The sequence below is a fragment of the Limosilactobacillus alvi genome (assembly GCF_016900115.1).
Taxonomy (GTDB): Bacteria; Bacillota; Bacilli; order Lactobacillales; family Lactobacillaceae; genus Limosilactobacillus; species Limosilactobacillus alvi.
Map to the genome: position 1 here is coordinate 13,547 of NZ_JACJJQ010000011.1, position 21,625 is coordinate 35,171.

Here is a 21,625-nt window from a genome sequence, read left to right on the forward strand (position 1 = left end):
AATTTTGCTTTACTTATCATCGTAGGCCTTTTTGGGCAAAGCCGTTTGATTAATTATAATCATTCATCAAATGAGCGAAGTCTTCTCCCTTCACCCAATCGGCAAGGGCATCTTCGGCTTTAGCCACTGCCACATCAAAGGCTGGCCGTTCATCCTTCGAAAATTTACCGAGGACGTGGCTCACAACCGTTCCTTGCTTAGGATGATCAATCCCAACCTTCACCCGGTTAAACTTATCCGTTCCTAAATACTGAATAATACTCTTCAAACCATTGTGTCCCCCCGACTTACCATGAGTCTTTAAACGGATCTTACCAACTGGCATATCCAAGTCATCATTAACAATGACCAAATCAGCCAAATCAAGCCGATAGTAATCCATTAGTGGCTTAACCGCTCGCCCAGAATCATTCATATAAGTTGTCGGCTTAACCAAAATTACTTTTTCACCGTTGACAACCCCACTTGCGACAACTGCTTCAACTTTTGCGTGGGTAAATGCTCCTAAGTGATAGTCACGAGCAAATTGTTCAACCACCATAAAGCCAGTGTTATGCCGGGTTTCATCATATTGGGTACCGATATTTCCCAAGCCAACAATCATTTTCACGTTTTTCCACCTCATTTTATTATTTGGCAATCTTTTTAATTATACCGAATTTAGTAGGAAAGATTAAAGTTAACTGTTCAATAATTTTAATTTTCTTTCTCATCAGCTTCTCATTTTTTGCCAATCTATGGTATGATGAAAGCCGGTATTAATTCGGTAGAAATAAAGGAGCTTTTTATGATTTTTAAATCGTTAATTAAGCCAAAGGAAACTCTTACAACCCTTTCGGAAAATGCAACGTTGGCAGACGCTTTGACCACTCTTGAAGATTCCGGATATCGTTGCGTTCCTGTGCTAGATCCTACGGGAACCATTTTTCGAGGAAATATTTACAAAATGCACCTCTATCGCCACAAATCGCGAGGCGGTGATATGAGTTTGCCTGTCACGGCGTTATTAAAAAACGCTACTAAGTTTATTTCCATTAACTCATCTTTTTATACTGTTTTCTTCACTATTCGCGACTTACCATACATCGCTGTCTTGGATAGTGAAAACCATTTTTATGGGATCTTAACCCATAATAGTTTACTAAAATTATTGGCCGAAGCCTGGAACGTTAATAAAGGGAGCTACGTTATCACCGTTCGGGTTCTTGATGAACGAGGTGATCTTTCAACGATTTCAAAGGAAATTACCCGTTATACCCAAATTGTAAACGTAATTTCCTTAAATCCACACGGTGATGAAACAAAGGAAATTCTGTTTACTTTACCAGCAGATGTGGATGAAGGCAAACTTCAAAAAATCATTAAACGTTTGAAACGCCGTGGTTTTGAAGTTTCAGAAATTGAAAGTTTACACGCCTAATGAAAAAGGACATGTTTCAAAGTCACCCAAGAAGTGATCTTGAAACATGTCCTTTTATTTAACGTGAACGCTAACTCGTAAAGCGTGATCAACGCGCTTCATAATAGTTGGATTAAGATGGGTTACGCGTTGACGAAGCCGATGTTTGTCAATGGTTCGTACTTGTTCCAACAAAATCATCGAGTTTTTCGCAATTCCAGAATCAGCGGCGGCTAAGAAAACGTGGGTTGGCAAACGGTGCTTGGTTAATTTCGTTGTAATAGCAGCGATAATTACCGTTGGACTATGGAGATTCCCCACATCATTTTGAACAACCAGAACCGGGCGCACCCCACCCTGTTCAGAACCAATTACAGGATCAAGGTCAGCGTAAAAAATATCGCCCCGCATGATTTCTTGGGTCCGTTTAAAGACCATTAATTAACATACTCCCGGTGTAGCCGTTCGCTCATCCCCGTCAACACCTCGTAGTTAATGGTATTTAATTGATCTGCTAAGTCGGTTGCTGTAATCTCCGCCTCGCCCGACTTACCCATCAAGACTACTTCTGTCCCTACTGGCATTTGTTTTGGTAACCGGATCATAAATTGATCCATGCAAATCCGGCCTAAAATTGGACACTTTTGACCATCTACTAGGACGTAGTAACCCGTTAATCCCCGGGCATAGCCATCCGCATAACCAACTGGCACCGTGCCGACCCATTCATCTGCTTGGGCGGTATAGGTTGCTCCATAACTTACTGAGCTTCCCTTTTTAAGGCGTTTAACGAACGTTAATTTGGCTGTTAATGACATAACCGGCTCCAAATCCCAGGTTGGCGTTAGGTCGCGGCCAGAAGGATTTAATCCATATAATGAGATTCCCATCCGTACCGTATTGCCTACTACCTCACCTTTATGCCAAAGGGCGGTTGCTGAGTTTGCCACGTGTACAAACGGCGGCAGATGCTTAACAACACTCGTAAGGCGTTGCCAATTAGCATATTGCTTTTCAAAATAAGCTGTATCGGCGCTATCAGCTGTTGAAAAATGGGTAAATATCCCTTCAAACACAAAGTGCGGATCCTTTGCCAACAAGTCAACTGCTTGGGCAAGTTCTTCTTCGTCTGTAAAGCCAATTCGCCCCATCCCCGTATCTAGGCCCAGGTGAACCCGCAAGGGAGTGGTAACTTTAGCTACCCGCGCAATTTGAAGGTACTCTTGTAACCACGCTAATGATCCGACAGTCAGTGAAACTCCTTCGCGGGCCGCAACTAACGCGTACTGAACCGGAGTAATTCCCAAAACCAAAATCATTTGGCTGATCCCTTCATCACGCAATCGTAGTCCTTCGTCAAGCAGGGCCACACAAAAACCGGCAACTTCTGGTTCGTTCTTTAAACTATTAACCACTGGTACTAAGCCATTTCCGTAAGCATTAGCCTTTACCACTGGCAAAATTCGACTACCAGCGGGAAGCTTAGCGATCTGAGTTTTTAAATTATGGCGTAAAGCTGCAAGGTTTACCACCAAGTTAGCATCACGTAGTTGTGCACTAATCATCTTGCGTATTCCTTTCTAGAATTACTTCTGTCATTACCAACTCTTTAGTATGACTAACTGAAACGTGGGCTGGGCCAGGATAAGGCGATTTAGTAACAATTGGTTGTCCTAATTCGTTATCTAGAATTTCAAGGTCTAAGAAACCAACTGTTTTACTAATCCCCGTTCCCATCGCCTTACTAAAGGATTCTTTTAAAGACCACCGACCAGCAATATATTCCACTTTCCGTTGATGATGAAAGTTGGCAGCTTGAGCCTGCTCAGCTGTCGTAAGAATCCGGTCAATAAAGCCGGGATGGTTTTCAATTGCTACCTTTACCCGGGCTAATTCCGTAATATCAATTCCCAGACCGGCAATCATTTGCTAATCCTCCTTCCGGTGCATCCGGAAACCAGGTTTTTTCCCCTTACCATCATGACGTCCCCGGTTTCGCGACCCGTTAAAATGGCGTTGGTGCTCCCGGTGAAAATCACGGCGCCTACCCTTGCGATGTCCGCGATAACCGCCTCGCCGGTCACTCTTTCGCCGTGGTAATGGCCGTTCAGGAGTAATCTTAACTGGAACTTGTTCTGCTGTATCTTTAGTTAAGTCATTTAAAAGGGCCGCTACTAGGTCAATGGCATCGTAGCTATCCAATAGTTTAGCCGCTGATTCATGATAGCGTTCAGTCGTTTTGTCCTGGATCAAATCGTTAATGTCATTAACGGCACTTGCAACTTGTCCTCGGAAAGCTTCTTCAGCCGTTGGCGGTTTCAGTGGAAGCATCCGGACCCGGGTTAATTTTTCAATTTCATGGAGGTAATCCATTTCATTTGGCGTCACAAAGGTTAATGAAACCCCGTGGTGGCCAGCCCGGCCAGTCCGCCCAATCCGGTGAACATATGAATCAGGATCAGATGGAATATCATAGTTATAAACATGGGTAACCCCAGAAATATCAAGACCCCGGGCGGCAACATCTGTTGCAACTAGAATATCCAAGGCGCCGTTCTTAAAGCGTTTCATAATCTTTGTCCGGCGTTCTTGCGTTAAATCCCCATGGATTCCCGCTGCGTTGTAGCCCCGGGCAATCAAGCCTCGCGATAATTCATCGACTCGCCGCTTTGTGCGACCAAATACAATCGTCAAATCAGGGTCTTGGACATCAATCAAGCGGGTCATGATATCAAACTTTTCATAATCCTTCGCCCGGATGTAATATTGATCAACCAGGTCCGTCGTCAATTCCTTGGCCGCAATCTTAACCGTTTGCGGTTCATGCATAAATTGAACCCCAATTTTCTTAATTTCTGGAGGCATCGTTGCTGAGAAAAGTAAGGTTTGCCGATCAGCAGGAGTCTGTTTAATGATGGCTTCAATATCATCTAAGAAGCCCATGTTTAGCATCTCGTCAGCTTCATCCAAGACTAAAGTCTTAACTTGGTCAAGTTTAACCGTTTCTCGGTTAAGGTGATCGCGTAAACGACCTGGCGTCCCAACTAAAATCTGCGGGTTTTGCTTTAAGGCTTTGATTTGCCGCCGAATATCAGCCCCACCGTAAACAACTTGGACCTTAACGTGCTTTTCCCGACCTAAACGGAATAACTCTTCTTGGGTTTGAATTGCCAATTCGCGGGTCGGTGAAATAATAATGGCTTGAATTGCTGGATTATCAAGATCGACATGCTCTAAAAGCGGTAAACCAAAGGCCGCCGTCTTTCCAGTCCCTGTTTGAGCTTGACCAATCACATCTTTTCCTTCTAATACAAGGGGAATTGTTTGTTCTTGAATCGGAGTGGCTTCTTCATAACCACTCTTTTGAATTGCTCGTAATAAACTCTTTGATAAACCTAGTTCTCCAAATTTCAAATTGTCACCTCATAAAAATTATTTGTTTCTGTAAACGCAAAATGGCGGCAATAACTAAATAACCTGCCATTGCCGAGCCATTTCACCTAATTATTTGCCTTTAAAGCGACCAAAGTTTGCTCTAAGTGAATCCCGTGACTAGCCTTTAGTAAGACCACATCATCTGCCGTTAGGTCAGTCTTTAAAGCTTCAGCCATTGCTGCTTGTTGATCCTTTGGGAAATAATGGATATCACCAGCGGGGTAACCTTGTTCAATTAGTTGCTTTTGTAAAGCCTCAATTTCCGTTCCAATCAAGTAAACTTCCTTAAATTGATCATGGTTGATCCCAGAGGCTAAGCGAGCATGCAACTCAGCACTTGCTTCACCAAGCTCTAACATATCGCCTAAGACTAGGATCCGTTTTCCTTTAACCGGAACTTTAGCTAAGGTCTTAATGACCTCTTTCACAGCTGTTGGATTTGAGTTGTAAACATCAGAAAGAATTCGTTCACCGTTTGCCCCCGTAACCCATTCGGTTCGGTTAGCGGTTAAATCAAATTTTTTCAATGCTTCCCGCATATGATCAGGGGTAACATGCATTAACTTCCCGACTTCCATTGCTGCTAAAGCATTGTTAACGTTGTATTCCCCAACCATTGGAATCACAAAGTTTTCATCGGGCCATTCGTTAACCTTAAATTCAACGTGGTCGCTCGCAGGTTTTACGCTCGTTGCATACAAATCATTATCAAGTTGCCGGCCAAAGGTCCGCGTTGCTTGTTGCAAATTTTTTACCCGTTCTTGAAGCAGGGGCTCGTCCCCATCGAAAACCAAGAAGCCATCTTCTTGCAAGCCATGGGTAATTTCCATCTTGGCATCCGCAATCTTATCCCGGGTCCCAAAGAATTCAATATGCGCTTCTCCGATCATTGTTATAACCGCAATATCAGGAGTAACTAACCGACTGAGTAAATCGAGTTGGTTGAAGTGGTCCATCCCCATTTCAACAACAACTGCTTCAGTACTTGCATCCATGTTTAATAAGGTAACCGGAACCCCAATCTCATTATTAAAATTGGCATGCGTCTTCGTCACATTCATTTGGGTACTCAAAATTGCCGCTACCATATCCTTGGTAGTGGTTTTCCCGTTGCTTCCCGTAATTGCAACTACTTTTGGATTAATTTTGTTAAGGTAGTACTTTCCCAATGCTTGAAGAGCAGTTAGGGGATCATCTACTACTAACCGCGGTTGACCATCTGCTATGTAGTCGTGATCAGCGGCCCAAAGGCTTGCTACCGCACCATTTTCAAATGCCTTAGCAACATATTGATGACCATCATGGGCCCCTTGTAATGGGACAAAAAGCGCCCCGGGCTTTAAATTCCGACTGTCAAAGGCAACGCTTGTAACTTCTTGGTCTTGCCATTGTGAAATGTCATTTTGGGCCTGCACCGCTTGGGCGATTTCGGCTAATTCCATCTTCATCGGTAAATTTCCTCTTTTTTCTTCCTCGTATTAGACGTTTTCTTATTATATCACCGAACAGAGACGAGTGCGAATTAGATAAAAAGCTTTCTCAAGACTGAGGCCTTATTTAGAGGGTCAGATCGTTAGGGAGAGCTTCAAGGTAACCTAAAGCCATCGCACTTGTTACCTCCAATCTTATTTATGCGGGTTGCTGATTTTATACACAATGTAATCTTAGAAATAAAAAAGAAGCCGAGATTTTCTCCCCACTTCTTAATTCATCACAGCTGCTTTAACCGTTCAATTCGCGCATCTAGCGGCGGATGGGTGTCAAACAAATGACTAAACTTACTTCCCGCCGGTTCGTTAATATACAGCGCTGAACTGTTTGGATCGGCATTTTGCATTGCCGGAGCACCCTTAAGTGCTTCCAACGCTCGAATCATCCCTTGCGGATTTCTTGTTAGTTCCACTGCTCCAGCATCGGCAAGGTATTCCCGATTTCTGGAAAGGGCCATTTGGGCAATGGTAGCGGCAAGGGGCGCTAAAATAATTAGCAAAATGGAACCGAAAATGGCAATAATCCCACCACCGTCACGCCGGTCATCATCTCTATGTCCACCAAACCACCAAAAATTGCTAGCAAAGTTAACTAACAAACTAATTGCTGAAGCCAGGGCTAAGGCAATCGTTTGTAAACGAATATCATAATTTCGTACGTGAGTCATTTCATGGGCCATAACACCTTCAAGCTCTTCACGGTCCATAATGGCCAGTAAACCAGTCGTTGCTGCCACTGCCGCATGTTCAGGGTTATTTCCCGTTGCAAAAGCATTAGGACTGGGATCATCAATTACAAAAACTCGCGGCATTGGCACTTGAGCCACCATCGCCATATCTTCCACCACGTGCCATAATTCTGGATATTGATTAGCATCCGTAATTTCATGAGCATTATTCATACTCATTACCACGTCGGTTGATTGCCCCACCATCACCGACACATAAATCAAAGTAATAATTAGGGCAATAATAACCCCACCAACGGTCGAGCCGGCAAATAATCGCCCCACCGCTGCTCCAATTAGGGCCACTAAGAAGGTAAAACCGGCCATCACATAAATTGTCCGGCGTTTATTCATTGCTATTTGTTGATATAACATCGGACTTCCCCTAATCTAAATCGTCAAAAGAAACCTTTGGTGCTTCCTTAGCCGTATCTGGCACTTGGAGGTAATCCATCGCCGTAAAGTGGTGCTTTTTCGCTATAATATTTGCCGGGAAGTTTTGAATCTTAGCATTTAAATTGGCTACAACTGAGTTGTAAAGTTGGCGCGAGTAGGCAATCTTATTTTCCGTATTACTTAATTCTTCCATCAACTTACTGTACTCCGTACTTGCCTTTAAATCGGGGTAGTTTTCAGCAACCGCATAAAGTGAGTTGAGGGCCCCCGTTAGCTTATCAGCAACTTCCATTACTCCCTTGTGGTCACTTGATGGCATCGCAACCATTTGTTGCCGCAATTGGGTAACCTTTTCCAAGGTTTTTTGTTCATACTTACTGTACCCCTTAACGGTTGAAAGTAAGTTCGGGATTAAATCGTTCCGTCGTTGCAATTGAACGTCGATTTGACTCCAAGCTTCTTGCGCATGGGTCCGTAGGTTAACCAAATTGTTGTAAGCCGAAATATACCAAATAACAATTACAGCAACAATTACAATCACAATAATTAAAGCTATCATTTTTTCCTCCAATATTCTATTTGATCATCTAATTGTACCAATTCTCTTAATTTGTGCCTAGCCAAAACTAACCGGGTGGTAATTATCTTATAATTCTCTTATGATTTAGGTAGAACCATCAAAAGGAGAAATCTTTATGAAAGTATTATTTGTTTGTCTTGGTAATATTTGTCGCTCCCCAATGGCCGAGGCAATGTTTTTAAAAGAACTTCAAGATGCTAATTTAACTAGCCAAGTTGAAGTCGCATCGGCGGCCACTAGTTCCCATGAAGAAGGCAATCGTCCTCACCCAGGGGCGCGCAAGATTATGGAAAAGTACCATCTTAATGATCGCGAGCACCGGTCACGGCCGATTACAATGACAGACTTTGCTAATTACGATTTGATTATCGGGATGGACGAGATGAATATGCATAATTTAAAAGCCATGGCACCACGTCAATATCAAGATAAAGTGTATGCCATCAATGACTTTACCCCCGGTCACAAGGGCGAACCAATCCCTGATCCATGGTATACTCATCGCTTCCAAGATACCTATGACAGTTTGGCCCTGGCTTTGCCGAACTGGTTAAATTACGTGAAGAAACAGATTCAATAAAAAAAGCTGCCATAATGGCAGCCTTTTTTATTGAATCTGAGTAATCTGCTTTGTTGTGGCATTAAAGTCATATATACCGACAAAGTTGGCAACTGACCCATCCGCATTATCTTGTCGAACTTCAAACCGGTAAACATTCCCATTTTTGCTGACGGGGATAATTCCGTAGCCTTCTTTATTAAAGCCGGCTTGACTGGCAAAAGTATTAACGACATCTTCACTTGTGGCAGAAGCAACACTTGCATTAGCTGCTGAACTATTACTATTTGAATTAGCTTGACTCGTAGCGTTTGTGCTCGTCCCTGACTCTTTTGCCGAAGCAATTTGACTCCGCAACTTACTGTAAGCAGATTTCATGCTCGAACTAGTTGACTTAACTGTTGATAAACTAGTTGCCGCTTCATCGTAATTATTGTCTTTTAAGCTACTCTTAGCTGCTAAGTAGTTCTTAAGATCGCGCCGCAATGCTGATGTCGTCGTTGTCTGGTGGTCTAAAGCATTTAACTTATCAAGCGCTGCTTGGTATTTTCCTTCGCTGATCAAATGGTTGGCTTGCTTAACCGCTGTCGCCGTTGAATCCATCGTTTGGGTACTGCTTGATTTAGCCGAACTGCCACTTGGAGTAGCGGAATTACCACATGCCGCTAAGGACAAAGCCATCCCCAGTGTAACTGTCCCAATTAAAATGCGTTTTCCAAATTGGCTTGCCATGATGGATCCTCCTAATTCTTCCGAAGTTATTTTAGTTGATACAACATTATTTTAACATTTTCTGGTAATCAGTACACTTATTTTAGTACTCTCCATTAATTTTATAATTTTTTACTGTGGATCCTAATTTTAAGTTAACCGATAAAACGACTTCTTCCGGAACCGCTTGTTGGTTAAGCTTAGCTTCTAGTAATTCAATAGCTTTCTTTGCCATTGCTGGAATTGGTTGAACCACTGTAGCTAAACGGGGTAAAAGTCGTTGGGTGGTTTGGGTCCCATCATAACCAATAATTTGTAGTTGATCGGGAACTACATAGCCATTCTCAACTGCTAAATCTAACAGGGTGGCCGCATCAAGATCATTACTGGTAAAAATCGCATCAACTTCTGGGTGTTCTATGAAAATTTTTTGCAATGCTTCCCGGTTTTGTTTGGGATCCGGTAAGCTTGGATAGGTAATTGCTGGTCGATCGTGAGCTTTCATTACCGCTTCATAAGCCCGGCGCCGCGCCGTATCTTGATCATTGAGCGGTGATAAATCATCCGTATGAATAATATACTTGGCTCCCCGCTGAATCAGGGCCTCACAAGCCTGTTTTGCCCCACCATAGTTATCAGAATAAACAACTGGAATATCAGACCGTAAAAATCGATCAATTGCTACAATCGGTAAATTAGTATTTTGATACTCAGGAATATTAGCGTTATGGGTTGCAATTATTAGACCATCCACCTGGTGGCCCAGTAATTGGCGTAAATAACGTTGTTCTTTTTCGGGATCATTGAGAGCATCCCCCACCAATACCTTGTAACCCTTTTTAAAAAGCTCATGTTCCATCGCTGCTGTTAGTTCTCCAAAAAACGGGTTCCCTACGGTTGGAACAATAATTCCGATTAAATTTGTACGTTGCGAATGCATCTGGCGAGCAATAACATTCGGATGATAGTCCAGTCTTTCCATTGCCTGCTCGACTTTTAAGATTGTCCTTTGACTTAAGTAGCCACGCCGATTGATTACCCGCGAAACTGTAGCTCGTGAAACTCCCGCTAGCTTTGCAACATCTTCTAATTTGATTCTTTGACTCACGTTCTCAACCCTACTCTACAAAATAATACTGATTATTTTAACAGTTTTTACCAACTAAAAACAGGATAAGGATGCCAAAAAGTCCGGCTTAGTATCCTTATCCTGTTTGTTGATTTTTAACGCAAAACGCTTTATTTAGGAGAAAAGAAGGTTAATTGGATTGCGTTAGTTTTTAGTTTTGTTCCATCACTACTTGACCATTCGCGGTAATCTTAAAGGTCTTCTTAGTAGCATCAGCTTCTAAAACGGCCACATTATCACCAGTATGGTCTTGGCGGACGACCTTAATCGTCGTTTCACTCGGAGTCGTAACTTCGATTGAACCATCTAAGTCAAAGGCCGTAAAGTTATTCCGCCACGTCAACAACTTCAATAAGTTGGCAACAACTGGCCGTTGAACTTCATGGGCAACTTCTTCTTTAGAGTAGTAATGCCGGTTGATATTCCGCCCTTCCTTCGTTTCTTCTAGCAACTTTAAGTCATTAGATCCAGCTAACAGACCAACATAGTAAATCATTGGAATCCCTGGTGCAAAAATTTGGACGGCCCGTGCAAGCAAGTATGCCCGGTCATCATCTCCTAAAGCTGAGTAGTAGGTAGAGTTAATTTGGTAAATATCTAAGTTATGATATTCCGCTGACGAGTATTTTCGCTTAACGTTCGCCCCAACCTTGTAAAGTTCATTGGAAGCGTATTCGATTTCATCATCCGTCAAAATATCCTTAGCATCAACAACTCCGATTCCATCATGAGTATCCAGAGTAGTAAATTGCTTCATCGGCGACATCTTAAGCCACTTCGCAAGCCGGTTCGTCTTACCAGAATAAAGGGTGTACAAGGTCGTCATTGGTAAAGTGAAGTCATAAATGTAAAAATCATGCGCTGAGATCTTTTGGGGAATCGTGTAGTGTTCGTGGATTTCAGGTAAAATCTCGGCCTTATAAGGTGCAAGCGTCTCCTGAATTTCATTCAAAAGATCCCAGATTTCTGGTTCAACAAAGAAATCGTTAGTACCAATCTTCTTAACGGCATAGGCAAAGGCATCCAACCGGATCATATCAGCTCCGTGTTTAACCATATCAATCAAAGTTTGCTTAAAGAAATCATTGGCAATTTTACTCTTAACGTTAATATCAATTTGTTCTTCACCGAAAGTATTCCAGAGATGTTCTTTGCTACCGTCATTAAATTCAATAACTTGTTCTGGTGCTTTATCCTTCCGTTTGTAAATCAAATCAATATCTGCTTGAGTTGGTCGATTTTCACCTGCTTGTTCCCAGAATTTTTCCCACCGAATAAAGAAGTCCCGGTACTTTGAATCATCATGTTTGGCCTTAAAATCCTGATACATTTCTGACTTCTTTGAAATGTGGTTAATCATAAAATCGAACATTAAGTAATAATCTTCCCCTAAAGCTTCAACATCGGACCAGTCACCAAAAGCTGGATCAACCATATCATAACGGTATGGTGCAAACCCCCGGTCACCCGTTGATGGAAAGAATGGTAACAGGTGAACCCCACCAATTGCATCCTTAATGTACTTCTTTAAGACTTCATGGGTTTCCTTGATATTCTTTCCCATTGAATCAGAATACGTAATCAACATGGCTTTATTTTTAATTGGCATTTTTTATTCCTCCAAATGTGTAAATTTTTGCTTTTAAATTATGCAAGGACTCAGTCTTGAATCCGGCTACGCTACCTTCTATGGCCGATTGTCCTTATTATCGTGTCATTTCGGGAAGCGACTTTTTTATTCCAATCCGCTTTCCATGAATGGTGAGATAGATTAAAGCGGCAATTATCAACAAAGCAATTCCGTAAGCTAGGAATGGAGCGGCTAAACCTGTCCCTTTAAGAGGAACGTTTAGCATCGTGTTTAGCCATTCCGCCAGAGTTGGGGAGAAAAAGGCCCCAAAGTTAAATCCAATCAATACCATTGACGTTACCAAAGGTTGACGCTTAGCTGGTGCTAAACCTGGTAAAAGATTAAAGATCATTGGGGATACTAATTGTAGTGGAAAACCGATTAACAGGAGTCCCATCACTAACAAGCCAAAATTATTTCGTCCAAAATAGAACAAGAAATTAGCTAAAGCCATCAAACCTAGCCCCAGATAGATAGTTCCAAAACCAAACCGACGATTAATCGCTCCGTAGAAAATTCCACCGAGTGTGGCCCCAATTAACATTAAAGATAAGTAGTTGGCGGCCCCGGTATATGCAGATCCCTTAAGAAAAACCGCTAAACTAGCAAACCGATTTTCCATGCCAACATAATCAACAACGAGAAAGAAGGCAAATAAGATTAATAAGGCTACCCGGGGACTCGTTTTCGTGATCGTGTCTGGCGTAGCAGTTAGTTTTTCCACGGGCTGATCTTGACTTGGTCGATCATTTGGCACCTCTAAGGCAAAGAATAACAGCACTACAAAGGCCAGTAGGTAAACTAAAAATGAAAAATGCCAACCGCCAATGGTTAATAAAATACCTGCAATAAATAAGGTGGTCGCTTGCCCAATTTGTTCAGCAGCAGCCCGCCATCCAAGCATTTGCGCCCGGGTTGCCCCTTCGTACCAAACAGAGATCAAGGCAATGGCTTGCGAATTATACAGCCCATACCCTGCTCCCAATAGTAACCGAGAAGCTAAGATTAAAGCGTAATTATGAAGATTGAAGAATGGAACAATTCCCATTACCCCAACTAAAGTAACTCCGGCCATGATCATTTGCTTATCAGATACTTTGAGCCAAGTCTGTAATAGTGGTGATAAAACTACGAAGATCATCACCGCAAAGGATGGCATCGTTGCTAAATATTCGGCTTGAGTTTGACTAACATTTAGAGCTACCTTCAATTGGGGTAAAGCTCCTTGAACCGCATAGGCACTGGTCAGCATAAACGAGACCGATAAGAAGGCAAGCTTCTCAACAATCGAATCCTTTTTCTGCATCGCAATAAAAACTCCTTTGATATTAAGTATTTAGCTTTAAGGTGTAGCTAGTATTTTTCTTGACTACATCCTGTACAATTTAGCTTTCCTAGGTGAGCTAACACTCTAGATAAGGACTTCGTCTTGAACCCGACGATCCCGTCTTATACGATTAATTGTCCTTATTCTCGTGTCATCTCGCGGCAAGCTTGTTCTTCTCTCTGATGTGTTTCGAAACTACCAAGAGATTATCATGTAAAGCGGTTTCTGTCAATCGAGTAACATAAAAAATAATTTTAATTATTTAAATTTGTAAAGAAAAAGCGATCAAGGCGTAGTTCCTCAATCGCTTAGTAATATAAGTAGGCCGTTCCTAATTAGCTTCGCCCTCTTGCTTGAAGCGTTCGTTAAAGAGTGGGCTAACGGGCCGATTTTCATTGATCCGCTTGATTGCAGCACCAATCAATGGTCCAACGGATACTTGCTTAATCTTATTAATTTGCTTTTCTTCTGGAAGCCGAATTGAATCGGTGACAACAACTTCTTTAATCGGAGAAGCTTCCAACCGTTCAATTGCTGGACCTGAAAGAACCGCGTGGGTACATGAAGCGTAAACTTCCTTTGCTCCGGCATCAATTAAGGCTTGCGCCCCTTTACTAATCGTCCCGGCGGTATCAATCATATCATCAATCATGATACACTTTTTACCCTTAACATCCCCAATGATGTTCATAATTTGGGCAACATTTGCCTTAGGACGCCGCTTATCGATAATGGCAATTGGTGCCTTCAAAAATTCAGCTAATGCCCGCGCCCGGACAACCCCACCATGGTCAGGAGAAATGACAACCGCATCGTCAGCGACCCCTTCCCGGATAAAGTAATCGGCTAACAATGGTGCTCCCATCAAGTGATCTACCGGAATATCAAAGAACCCTTGAATTTGGGCAGCGTGTAAGTCAAGGGCAACCACCCGGTTTACCCCCGCGTTTTGCAACATATTAGCAACTAACTTAGCGGTAATTGGTTCGCGAGAACGCGCCTTCCGATCTTGGCGCGCATAACCATAATATGGAATTACTACATTGATGGTCTTGGCACTTGCTCGCCGCAAGGCATCAACCAAAATCAATAACTCCATCAGATTGTCGTTAACTGGTGCTGATGTTGATTGAATTACGTAAACGTTGTCGCCCCGGATACTTTCCTCAATATTGATTTGAATTTCCCCATCGCTAAACCGATCAACAGACAACTTTCCAAGTTCAACCCCAACTTCAGCAGCAATTTTTTCTGCCAATGGTCGGTTGGAACTTAAAGCAAAAATTTTGAGTTTTGAATCAAAATAACGTTCTTTCATTAGGTCCTCCGATTTTGAAATACTCCCGTCATTGTTCTTCTCCATGATATTAATAAGTTGGGGAAAAAGCAAGAACTACCACGGGAGTTTCTTGGCATAATCCGCCTTATTGGTCTGGCGTGCCCGAGCAATCGCCATATCAAATTTTTGAGTATCATCCGTAATCGTTGAGCCAGCGGCAATAAAGGAATCAGCGGCGATATTAACTGGCGCTACTAAGTTGGAGTTTGAACCGATAAAAGCATGATCCCCAACATTGGTATGATGCTTGTTGGCACCATCGTAGTTGACGAAAACTACCCCACAGCCAACATTGATATTCTTACCAAGCGTCGCATCCCCAACGTATGACAAATGACCAATCTTAGTTCCTTCGCCAATGTAGGCTTTCTTCACTTCACAGAAGTTACCAATGTGAACTTCCTTACCAATTTCGGCTTGGGGCCGAAGGTGACTATTCGGTCCAATATCAGAACCATCATGCATTTCAGCTTCTTCAAGGGTTGAAGAAATTACCTTGACATTATCATGCAAAATTGAATCGGTAATCCGGGAGCCGGCACCAATCAAACAGTCACTTCCAATTTCGGTATGCCCTTTAATAACCACATTACCTTCAATAACCGTATCGTTGCCAACTTTGACCCCCGCATCAATATACGTAGTTGCTGGATCAAGCATTGTCACCCCGGCACGCATTAAGTTGACGTTAATTCGCTTTTGCATAATTTGATTAGCGCGAGCCAAGGCAACCCGATCATTAACCCCCATTGATTCATCAAAATCCTTCATCCGGTAAGCCGTGACAACTTCGTCTTGGCCCTTCAAAATCCCGATGACATCAGTTAAGTAATATTCACCTTGAGCGTTGTCATTCTTTAATAATTTTAAAGCCGCAAAGAGCTTCCGGTTATCAAAACAGTAAACCCCGGTGTTAATTTCATGGATTTCTTGTTCTTCTTTAGTGGCATCCTTTTGTTCCACAATCCGTTCAACAATGCCAACATCATTACGGACAATTCGGCCGTAACCTGTTGGATCTGGAGCTTGGGAAGTTAAGATCGTTACCGCAGCCTTCCGTTGGGTATGGTAATCAAATAATTTAGTAAAAGTATCAGCCGTAAAGAGGGGCGTATCCCCACTAACAACCAACGTTTGACCGTCCAAATTAGCTAAAAGATCAGCCGCCTGCATAACGGCATGGCCAGTCCCTAATTGCTGCTTTTGCAAGACAAATTTGGCTCGGTCACCAACTGCTTTTTCGACCGCTTCGGCCCCATAACCGACAACCGTGATGACATTATCAATGTTGGCCGCTTCCAGTTGATCTAAAACATGGGCTACCATTGGCTTCCCACAAACTTGATGGAGAACTTTGTATAGTTTCGACTTCATTCGCGTCCCCTTACCGGCAGCGAGAATAATTGCGTTCCGTTGTGTCATATTAGTTTTCACCTTCCGTAAAGACCCTTGTTAAGAAATTACCAGGTTCAGCTTTTAAATAGTCATTTGGACCTTCTTCAGTTGTAACCTTAATTAAGGATGTGCAACCACTTACTAAGCGTTCACCTTCAAATTGACCTTCCGCAAAGACATTCATGCCAACCAAATGAGCATCAAACTCCTTAATTAGTGATTGCATCCCTTTCATGGTACCACCACCCTTTAAGAAGTCATCAATAATTACCACATTGGCCCCTTCTTTAAGCGTCCGCCGGGAAAGTTCCATCTTCTTAATCCGCTTGGAAGAACCAGACACATAGTTGACACTAACCGTGGAACCTTCCGTAATGTGCGAGCTATTCCGCACAATCACAAACGGTTTGTTCAAGTACATGGCGACTGCTTGGGCCAACGGAATCCCCTTGGTTTCAACCGTCATAATGACATCAACATCAGCGTCAATGTATTGGGTAGCAATTAATTGGCCAACTTCACGTAGAATTTCCGGCCGGCCTAATAGGTCTGATAAGTAGACATAGCCGCCGGGAAGTAGCCGGGAAGGGTCGTCAACCAAGGTGACTAATTCACCAACCACCTTTTCGGCATTTTCTTTTGAGTAGCGCGGTGCAAAAAAAGCCCCACCACTAGCCCCAGGTACCGTATCAACTTTTCCCAGGCCAAATTCAGCCATGGTCCGCTTAACAATACTTAAGTCTTCACTAATGGATGACTTTGCGGCCCCGTACTGTTCACTAAAGGACTTTAATGAAACTAACTTGTGTGGGTGTTCTAATAAGTAACGGGTGATATCAACTAAACGGTTACTGCGCCTGATTTTCATAAGCTTAATTCCTTTCTTCGTTGGTTAACTTAGGTAATTCCTTTTAAAATAGTAGTAATCCTTACAAATAATACCATAATTGTTCGGGGATTGTGGTATTTTTTTCAAAAAAGCAAAAATAAAAACCCGAACGTTAGAAAAAAGGCTGAGGAAGAAACACGAGTTCCTTCCCAGCCTTTCTCATCTCCGAATATTACTCAGTAACTAAGGTCAAAAAGCACGGCCTTAGCGGATCAGGGCGAACGAAAGGCCGATTCTAATGAATCAACCTTCGTTCTTCTTATCCCAACCAGGCCGTCAAGGAGCTTTTTTCCCAACCTCCTTTCTTTCATCTCCGAATGTTATTCAGCAACGACGGTTAAAGCAGGAGCTGCGTGGCAGTTGCTTCCCTGACGGTCGCACCAACCGATTCAGCCTTGCAGGAGCTCACAAACGCCAAACCAGTTGGCTGGTTCGCTCCAAAGCATGATCTTAGCAGATCAGGGCGAACGAAAATTGATGAATCAACTTTCGTTCTGCTTATCCCAACTAGGCCGTCAAGGAGCTTTTTCCCATCCTCTCCAAGTTATTAATCAACAACATGCTGGCGATGAACTAACGCTGCTAAATAAATGACAACCTCAATTACCGCAATGAAAAAGCTAACTGGCCAATTAGTTAAATAGCCTAAATAGAGTCCCGTCCAGGTCCCTGCTAAAGAGAACAAAATAGCTAAGCCAATCATTTTTGCAGTCCCCGTGGTGTAATACTTTGCACTGGCAGCGGGTAAAGTCAGCAAAATAAAGATTAACAAGGAACCAACAATCTGGGCGGCCACACTGACGCTTAAAGCCACTAATAGTAAGAAGATAATTGCGACGACTTGTTCACCAACCCCATTAACTTGGGCCCCAATCCGATCAAAGGACGCAAATTTTAAACGCCGGTAAATCAAAAGAATTACCAACAGAACAACGAGGGAAAGCCCAATCAATTGGCCTACTTCATTCTTGCTGATCCCCACAACACTCCCAAAGAGGATGCTCGTTGCCGAACTTGCGGTTTGACTACTAAGGGACAAGAAAAGAATCCCTAACCCAATAAACAAAGCTGAAGTTGCACTAATAACGGCTTCACGGCGAGACTCTTCAGCGCTCATCTGACCAACCATAATTGAACTTGTCATCGTAAACAATAACATCCCCGCCAAAGGTGACCAACTCATAAAAACCGCAAAGGACGCACCGGCAAAGCCAATTTCCGATAAAGTGTGGGTCAGAAAGGATAGATTACGCGCCACTACAAATACCCCAACCGTCCCCGCTACAATCGAAATAAAGGTACTGGCCCAAAAAGCATAACGCATAAAACTTAAACTAAACATTTATTCTTCCCCTTTCGGTGATGCTGGGAGATCTGCAATTACCCCCGTTGAATAACCCTTAGTGGTTAAATGTAAAAAACGGGTCCCGTAATGCTTAGCTAAGTCCCAGTCGTGGGTAATGAACATGACTGTTACCCCTTGCTGTTGAAACTTAGTGACTAAATCTAATAATTCATACTTCACCTCATTATCTAGACTTGCCGTTGATTCATCGAGAATCAATAATTGGGGGGACGCTAATAAAGCTTGTGCCAAGTAGGCCCGTTGCTTCTCACCGCCGGAAGCCAACCCGAGAGGGCGATCAGCAATCCGGGTTAAATTGGTTTGCGTTAAAATTCGTTCAACCTGTGACCGTTCTTTTTTGCTTAACCAAGGCGTTAGGCGCATTGGTAAATTCAAAGCAACAAAATCCCGAACTGACAATGGATAGTCACGTGCTAAATTCCGAAATTGGGGAACGTAACCTAATTGTGTTCCAGATTGGAAATTAATCTCACCGTGCCGGGGTTTTAATTGGTTAAATAAGGCCCGGACAAGGGTCGTCTTCCCCACCCCGTTTTCACCAATCACAATTAAAAACTCCCCTTGATTAAGGTCAAACGACAAATCATGGATAATTTCATGTTCACCATAAGCCAAGGTTAAATTTTTTACCGTTAATAATGCGATTTTAATGCACCTCCACTTGAATTTTAATTAGGCGTTGATACTCCCTTGTCATCCATTCAACGTAGGTTAAGTGATCGGGTTTAGATTCGGTAACGTTTAAGACCGGCACCTTATTTTGGTGCGCAAGTTTAACTAAATTCTTCACCGTTGAATCACTTGCTTGCGAATTATTAACAAAGAACGCAATTTGGTGATTAGTAATCGCTTGCCGTAATTGAGCAATATCACTTGGTGAAGGATCGTTGCCATCTTCAATTGCTTTTTCAAAGTGGCGATCAACTACTTGATAGCCAAGATTTTGCAATGCGTAATCAAAGACTGGTTCACTAACAGCTACCTTTTGATTCCCACTAACATTCTGCTTTGCTTTCGTAATTACTTGATTTAACTTCGCTAACTTAGCTTGGTATTTTTTAGCTTGGCTCTGGTAATATTCTCGATGCTCTGGGTCAAGCTGACCATACTGTTTGGCTAAAGTTGAAGTCAAAGCCACCATTGTCTGCGGCCGGTACCAAACATGCTCGTTTTCTCCCGCTTTTTTTCCAGCAACCTGAGTCCCAACTGTGATCACCGTTTGTCTGTCATTATCAGCTTTGACCATCTTGCTTAACCACTGGTCATAGCCAAGACCATTTTCGATTACAACGTTAGCACGACTTAACTGCCGCGCTTGGGAGGTTGTTGGTTGGTATTCATGCGGATCAACCGCTGCACTATTGATAAAAGATGTTACCTGCCCATATTTTCCAGCCACGGCCTTTGCCGCCTCACCATAAAAGTTAAGGCTGGTTACCACCCGAATTGGCTTTTGTTGTGTTGGCTTGAATGGTTGCCAATTCGTAATCATTAGTAAGAGGATTACCACTAAATAAGTCACTAACCCAATTAATCCCCAGTGTCGTCGTTTCAATTTAATCCTTCTCTCATGCCTAATTTTCATTAAATAGTAATTGTTATCATTAGAACGACAGTATGATACACAGGATCGTTACATAATGCAAATAATTTTTTAATCTTTTCCCAACTTTGAAAAATTAAAACCAGTTCTTAAAGGTTCATCCACAAACTAAAAGCCGGTAAAATTCACCGTCCAAGCAATTTTACCGGCTTATAAAACCTCGTTTACAATTAAAATTTTCATCCTACTCCTTCGATTCCCGGGTGCACCATCGTAACATGTTCCCGTTCCGCTTCGATAAAGTGCTCCCCAACGCTTTGAAAATTAAATTGGGCATAAAAGGCTTCTACTTGGACCTGGGCATGAATCGTAATCGGGCGGTTAGGGAAGTTTTGCTTAATCCCATCAAAGATGTGGTCCATTAATTGCTTTCCCAACCCTTTTTGTCGGTATTCTTTTGCCACCACAACTCGCCCAAAAGTTAAGCCCTGGTCCCCAATAAAATAACGGGCATAGGCAACTACCTGCTCAGCATCTAGCGCAAAAACATGGTGACAAACTCGATCTTTTAAATCCGGATCGGGGAAAGTACACCCTTGCTCGCCATTAAAAACAACGGCCCGGAGCCGATATACTTCAGCCAATTCGGTTAAGGTTAAGGCTGAAAATTCCTTATCAAACCATTCCATCTGCATACCTCATAATAAAACCACTTGATAGACCTCACTACAAAAACCACGTAAGCCATTGTAAATCCGTTTTGCTCGCGATTCACTGCGACAAATCGCAAAAACCGTTGGCCCCGTTCCACTCATTTGAGCACAATCAGCCCCTAATTTGAGCATCTTTTGTTTTAAACGTCTAATCTCAGGATATTGACTTTCCGTTAATGGTTCTAAAACATTGCCCATTTTAGCTAAGGCCCTGTCCCAATTACCGTTTTGCATTTCTCTTAAGAGGCCTTCGTTATCCAAATGCTCAAGGGTTTCATAATTAATTTGACGCAAAATTGTGGGCGTTGAAACACTTACTTTGGGCTTAGCCACTACGACCCAGTCATGGGGGACTGGTGGTAGTGGCGCCACTAGTTCGCCATGGCCAGTAACATGCGCTGTTTGACTATAAACACAATATGGCACGTCAGAATCAATCGCCAAAGAAAGCTTTGCTAATTCTGCTAAACTTAACCCCAATCGCCAGCCCTTGTTAAGACCACGCAAAACGGCAGCCGCATCTGAAGAACCACCTCCCAGTCCGGCAGCGACCGGAATATTTTTTTTAATTCGAATCGTTACCCCCGCCGTTTGATGAAACCGAGTTTTTAGCACATGGGCGGCTTGATAAGCTAAATTTCGTTGGTCATTCGGAAGAAAACCACTATCCGAGTAGACCTTAATCGTTTGCGGCCGCTCATGGATATCGATCGTCAAATAATCAGCCAGGTCAATTGAGGCCATGATCATATCCCACTTTGGCAAACCGTCGAGGTATCGCATTGGCGTATCCAGCGAAAGATTGATTTTGGCTGGAGCCTTTTCCGTCACAATCATTACGATGCCCCCTTTCCATTTCTTTTTGTTTTTTTAATTATAACGATCAACCACCCCCGCTTTCAAATTAAAAAGGATTTGTTAAGAAAGCTTCAACCTTTTAGGAAAAGAAAGAGGGTGGGAATTTCTTCCCACCCTCTTGTCATCTCCGAATGTTAC

Annotated in this window: 23 protein-coding genes; 3 read left to right on the plus strand and 20 right to left on the minus strand. The window is 42.7% G+C overall.

Annotated elements, in window-relative coordinates:
• Positions 1–49: 49 nt before the first annotated feature.
• Positions 50–610, minus strand: coding sequence for an aminoacyl-tRNA hydrolase (gene pth, locus H5993_RS03480; protein ID WP_204776244.1), 561 nt, complete (start codon positions 608–610; stop codon positions 50–52).
• Between the two features lie 177 nt (positions 611–787).
• On the opposite strand from pth, the gene cbpA reads away from it, so the two are divergent.
• Positions 788–1,420 carry a cyclic di-AMP binding protein CbpA gene (gene cbpA / locus H5993_RS03485; RefSeq protein ID WP_204776245.1) on the plus strand — a complete coding sequence of 211 codons (633 nt, stop codon included), beginning with the start codon at positions 788–790 and terminating at the stop codon, positions 1,418–1,420.
• 54 nt (positions 1,421–1,474) lie between these two features.
• Here the strand turns inward: cbpA and H5993_RS03490 are convergent, their stop codons facing one another.
• The 7 genes from H5993_RS03490 to H5993_RS03520 all read right to left on the minus strand — a co-directional run bounded on the left by H5993_RS03490 (position 1,475) and on the right by H5993_RS03520 (position 8,004).
• Positions 1,475–1,837, minus strand: a complete 363-nt coding sequence (locus H5993_RS03490) for a type II toxin-antitoxin system PemK/MazF family toxin (protein WP_204776246.1) — start codon at positions 1,835–1,837, stop codon at positions 1,475–1,477.
• Entirely contained in the window at positions 1,837–2,964 is a 1,128-nt protein-coding gene (gene alr / locus H5993_RS03495) for an alanine racemase (RefSeq protein ID WP_204776247.1), read from the minus strand. The genes H5993_RS03490 and alr overlap by 1 nt, the downstream gene beginning before the upstream one ends.
• Positions 2,957–3,325 carry a holo-ACP synthase gene (gene acpS, locus H5993_RS03500; RefSeq protein ID WP_204776248.1) on the minus strand — a complete coding sequence of 123 codons (369 nt, stop codon included), beginning with the start codon at positions 3,323–3,325 and terminating at the stop codon, positions 2,957–2,959. Before acpS ends, alr begins: the two co-directional genes overlap by 8 nt.
• A gap of 3 nt (positions 3,326–3,328) precedes the next feature.
• A complete protein-coding gene (cshA, locus tag H5993_RS03505) occupies positions 3,329–4,813 on the minus strand; it encodes a degradosome RNA helicase CshA (protein ID WP_180871412.1) in 1,485 nt (494 codons plus the stop codon).
• A gap of 86 nt (positions 4,814–4,899) precedes the next feature.
• Positions 4,900–6,282, minus strand: a complete 1,383-nt coding sequence (locus H5993_RS03510; RefSeq protein WP_204776249.1) for a UDP-N-acetylmuramoyl-tripeptide--D-alanyl-D-alanine ligase — start codon at positions 6,280–6,282, stop codon at positions 4,900–4,902.
• Positions 6,283–6,545: 263 nt separating this feature from the next.
• The gene (gene htpX, locus H5993_RS03515; protein WP_204776250.1) at positions 6,546–7,427 is read right to left on the minus strand and encodes a zinc metalloprotease HtpX; all 882 of its coding nucleotides are present in this window, start codon (positions 7,425–7,427) and stop codon (positions 6,546–6,548) included.
• 10 nt (positions 7,428–7,437) lie between these two features.
• Complete coding sequence (locus H5993_RS03520) at positions 7,438–8,004, minus strand: LemA family protein (RefSeq protein WP_180872087.1); 567 nt, start codon at positions 8,002–8,004, stop codon at positions 7,438–7,440.
• Positions 8,005–8,143: 139 nt separating this feature from the next.
• Between H5993_RS03520 and H5993_RS03525 the strand changes: the two genes are divergently transcribed.
• Positions 8,144–8,608, plus strand: a complete 465-nt coding sequence (locus H5993_RS03525) for a low molecular weight protein-tyrosine-phosphatase (RefSeq protein WP_180871409.1) — start codon at positions 8,144–8,146, stop codon at positions 8,606–8,608.
• A gap of 27 nt (positions 8,609–8,635) precedes the next feature.
• Here H5993_RS03525 and H5993_RS03530 read toward each other — a convergent pair whose 3' ends face one another.
• From H5993_RS03530 to purR, 7 genes are all read right to left on the minus strand, one after another.
• Positions 8,636–9,319, minus strand: coding sequence for a hypothetical protein (locus tag H5993_RS03530; protein WP_180871408.1), 684 nt, complete (start codon positions 9,317–9,319; stop codon positions 8,636–8,638).
• 82 nt (positions 9,320–9,401) lie between these two features.
• Positions 9,402–10,406, minus strand: a complete 1,005-nt coding sequence (locus tag H5993_RS03535; RefSeq protein WP_180871407.1) for a LacI family DNA-binding transcriptional regulator — start codon at positions 10,404–10,406, stop codon at positions 9,402–9,404.
• A gap of 172 nt (positions 10,407–10,578) precedes the next feature.
• Positions 10,579–12,036 (minus strand): sucrose phosphorylase, encoded by a 1,458-nt coding sequence (gene gtfA, locus H5993_RS03540; protein ID WP_204776251.1) that lies wholly within the window; start codon positions 12,034–12,036, stop codon positions 10,579–10,581.
• Positions 12,037–12,133: 97 nt separating this feature from the next.
• Positions 12,134–13,363 (minus strand): MFS transporter, encoded by a 1,230-nt coding sequence (locus tag H5993_RS03545; RefSeq protein WP_204776252.1) that lies wholly within the window; start codon positions 13,361–13,363, stop codon positions 12,134–12,136.
• Positions 13,364–13,715: 352 nt separating this feature from the next.
• Positions 13,716–14,702, minus strand: a complete 987-nt coding sequence (locus H5993_RS03550; RefSeq protein ID WP_180871404.1) for a ribose-phosphate diphosphokinase — start codon at positions 14,700–14,702, stop codon at positions 13,716–13,718.
• Between the two features lie 75 nt (positions 14,703–14,777).
• Positions 14,778–16,145: a bifunctional UDP-N-acetylglucosamine diphosphorylase/glucosamine-1-phosphate N-acetyltransferase GlmU gene (glmU, locus tag H5993_RS03555; RefSeq protein WP_180871403.1), complete on the minus strand. Its 1,368-nt coding sequence runs from the start codon at positions 16,143–16,145 to the stop codon at positions 14,778–14,780.
• Position 16,146: 1 nt separating this feature from the next.
• A complete protein-coding gene (gene purR, locus H5993_RS03560) occupies positions 16,147–16,986 on the minus strand; it encodes a pur operon repressor (RefSeq protein WP_180871402.1) in 840 nt (279 codons plus the stop codon).
• Positions 16,987–17,360: 374 nt separating this feature from the next.
• Here purR and H5993_RS03565 point away from each other — a divergent pair, with 374 nt between their 5' ends.
• Positions 17,361–17,558, plus strand: a complete 198-nt coding sequence (locus tag H5993_RS03565; protein ID WP_204776253.1) for a hypothetical protein — start codon at positions 17,361–17,363, stop codon at positions 17,556–17,558.
• Here H5993_RS03565 and H5993_RS03570 read toward each other — a convergent pair.
• The 5 genes from H5993_RS03570 to ispE all read right to left on the minus strand — a co-directional run bounded on the left by H5993_RS03570 (position 17,555) and on the right by ispE (position 21,466).
• The gene (locus H5993_RS03570) at positions 17,555–18,349 is read right to left on the minus strand and encodes a metal ABC transporter permease (RefSeq protein WP_180871401.1); all 795 of its coding nucleotides are present in this window, start codon (positions 18,347–18,349) and stop codon (positions 17,555–17,557) included. The genes H5993_RS03565 and H5993_RS03570 overlap by 4 nt on opposite strands.
• Complete coding sequence (locus tag H5993_RS03575; RefSeq protein WP_180872086.1) at positions 18,350–19,018, minus strand: metal ABC transporter ATP-binding protein; 669 nt, start codon at positions 19,016–19,018, stop codon at positions 18,350–18,352. It abuts the gene before it with no gap.
• Between the two features lies 1 nt (position 19,019).
• Positions 19,020–19,928, minus strand: coding sequence for a metal ABC transporter solute-binding protein, Zn/Mn family (locus H5993_RS03580; RefSeq protein WP_180871400.1), 909 nt, complete (start codon positions 19,926–19,928; stop codon positions 19,020–19,022).
• Between the two features lie 227 nt (positions 19,929–20,155).
• Positions 20,156–20,605, minus strand: coding sequence for a GNAT family N-acetyltransferase (locus H5993_RS03585; RefSeq protein ID WP_180871399.1), 450 nt, complete (start codon positions 20,603–20,605; stop codon positions 20,156–20,158).
• Positions 20,606–20,614: 9 nt separating this feature from the next.
• The gene (ispE, locus tag H5993_RS03590; protein ID WP_180871398.1) at positions 20,615–21,466 is read right to left on the minus strand and encodes a 4-(cytidine 5'-diphospho)-2-C-methyl-D-erythritol kinase; all 852 of its coding nucleotides are present in this window, start codon (positions 21,464–21,466) and stop codon (positions 20,615–20,617) included.
• Between the last annotated feature and the right edge of the window lie 159 nt (positions 21,467–21,625).

Bases quoted from the DNA above. Each gene is read 5' to 3' on its own strand.
- cbpA (WP_204776245.1), top strand. From the start codon at position 788: ATGATTTTTAAATCGTTAATTAAGCCAAAGGAAACTCTTACAACCCTT.
- H5993_RS03490 (WP_204776246.1), bottom strand. From the start codon at position 1,837: ATGGTCTTTAAACGGACCCAAGAAATCATGCGGGGCGATATTTTTTAC.
- alr (WP_204776247.1), bottom strand. From the start codon at position 2,964: ATGATTAGTGCACAACTACGTGATGCTAACTTGGTGGTAAACCTTGCA.
- acpS (WP_204776248.1), bottom strand. From the start codon at position 3,325: ATGATTGCCGGTCTGGGAATTGATATTACGGAATTAGCCCGGGTAAAG.
- H5993_RS03510 (WP_204776249.1), bottom strand. From the start codon at position 6,282: ATGAAGATGGAATTAGCCGAAATCGCCCAAGCGGTGCAGGCCCAAAAT.
- htpX (WP_204776250.1), bottom strand. From the start codon at position 7,427: ATGTTATATCAACAAATAGCAATGAATAAACGCCGGACAATTTATGTG.
- H5993_RS03525 (WP_180871409.1), top strand. From the start codon at position 8,144: ATGAAAGTATTATTTGTTTGTCTTGGTAATATTTGTCGCTCCCCAATG.
- H5993_RS03530 (WP_180871408.1), bottom strand. From the start codon at position 9,319: ATGGCAAGCCAATTTGGAAAACGCATTTTAATTGGGACAGTTACACTG.
- gtfA (WP_204776251.1), bottom strand. From the start codon at position 12,036: ATGCCAATTAAAAATAAAGCCATGTTGATTACGTATTCTGATTCAATG.
- H5993_RS03545 (WP_204776252.1), bottom strand. From the start codon at position 13,363: ATGCAGAAAAAGGATTCGATTGTTGAGAAGCTTGCCTTCTTATCGGTC.
- H5993_RS03550 (WP_180871404.1), bottom strand. From the start codon at position 14,702: ATGAAAGAACGTTATTTTGATTCAAAACTCAAAATTTTTGCTTTAAGT.
- glmU (WP_180871403.1), bottom strand. From the start codon at position 16,145: ATGACACAACGGAACGCAATTATTCTCGCTGCCGGTAAGGGGACGCGA.
- purR (WP_180871402.1), bottom strand. From the start codon at position 16,986: ATGAAAATCAGGCGCAGTAACCGTTTAGTTGATATCACCCGTTACTTA.
- H5993_RS03570 (WP_180871401.1), bottom strand. From the start codon at position 18,349: ATGTTTAGTTTAAGTTTTATGCGTTATGCTTTTTGGGCCAGTACCTTT.
- H5993_RS03585 (WP_180871399.1), bottom strand. From the start codon at position 20,605: ATGGAATGGTTTGATAAGGAATTTTCAGCCTTAACCTTAACCGAATTG.
- ispE (WP_180871398.1), bottom strand. From the start codon at position 21,466: ATGATTGTGACGGAAAAGGCTCCAGCCAAAATCAATCTTTCGCTGGAT.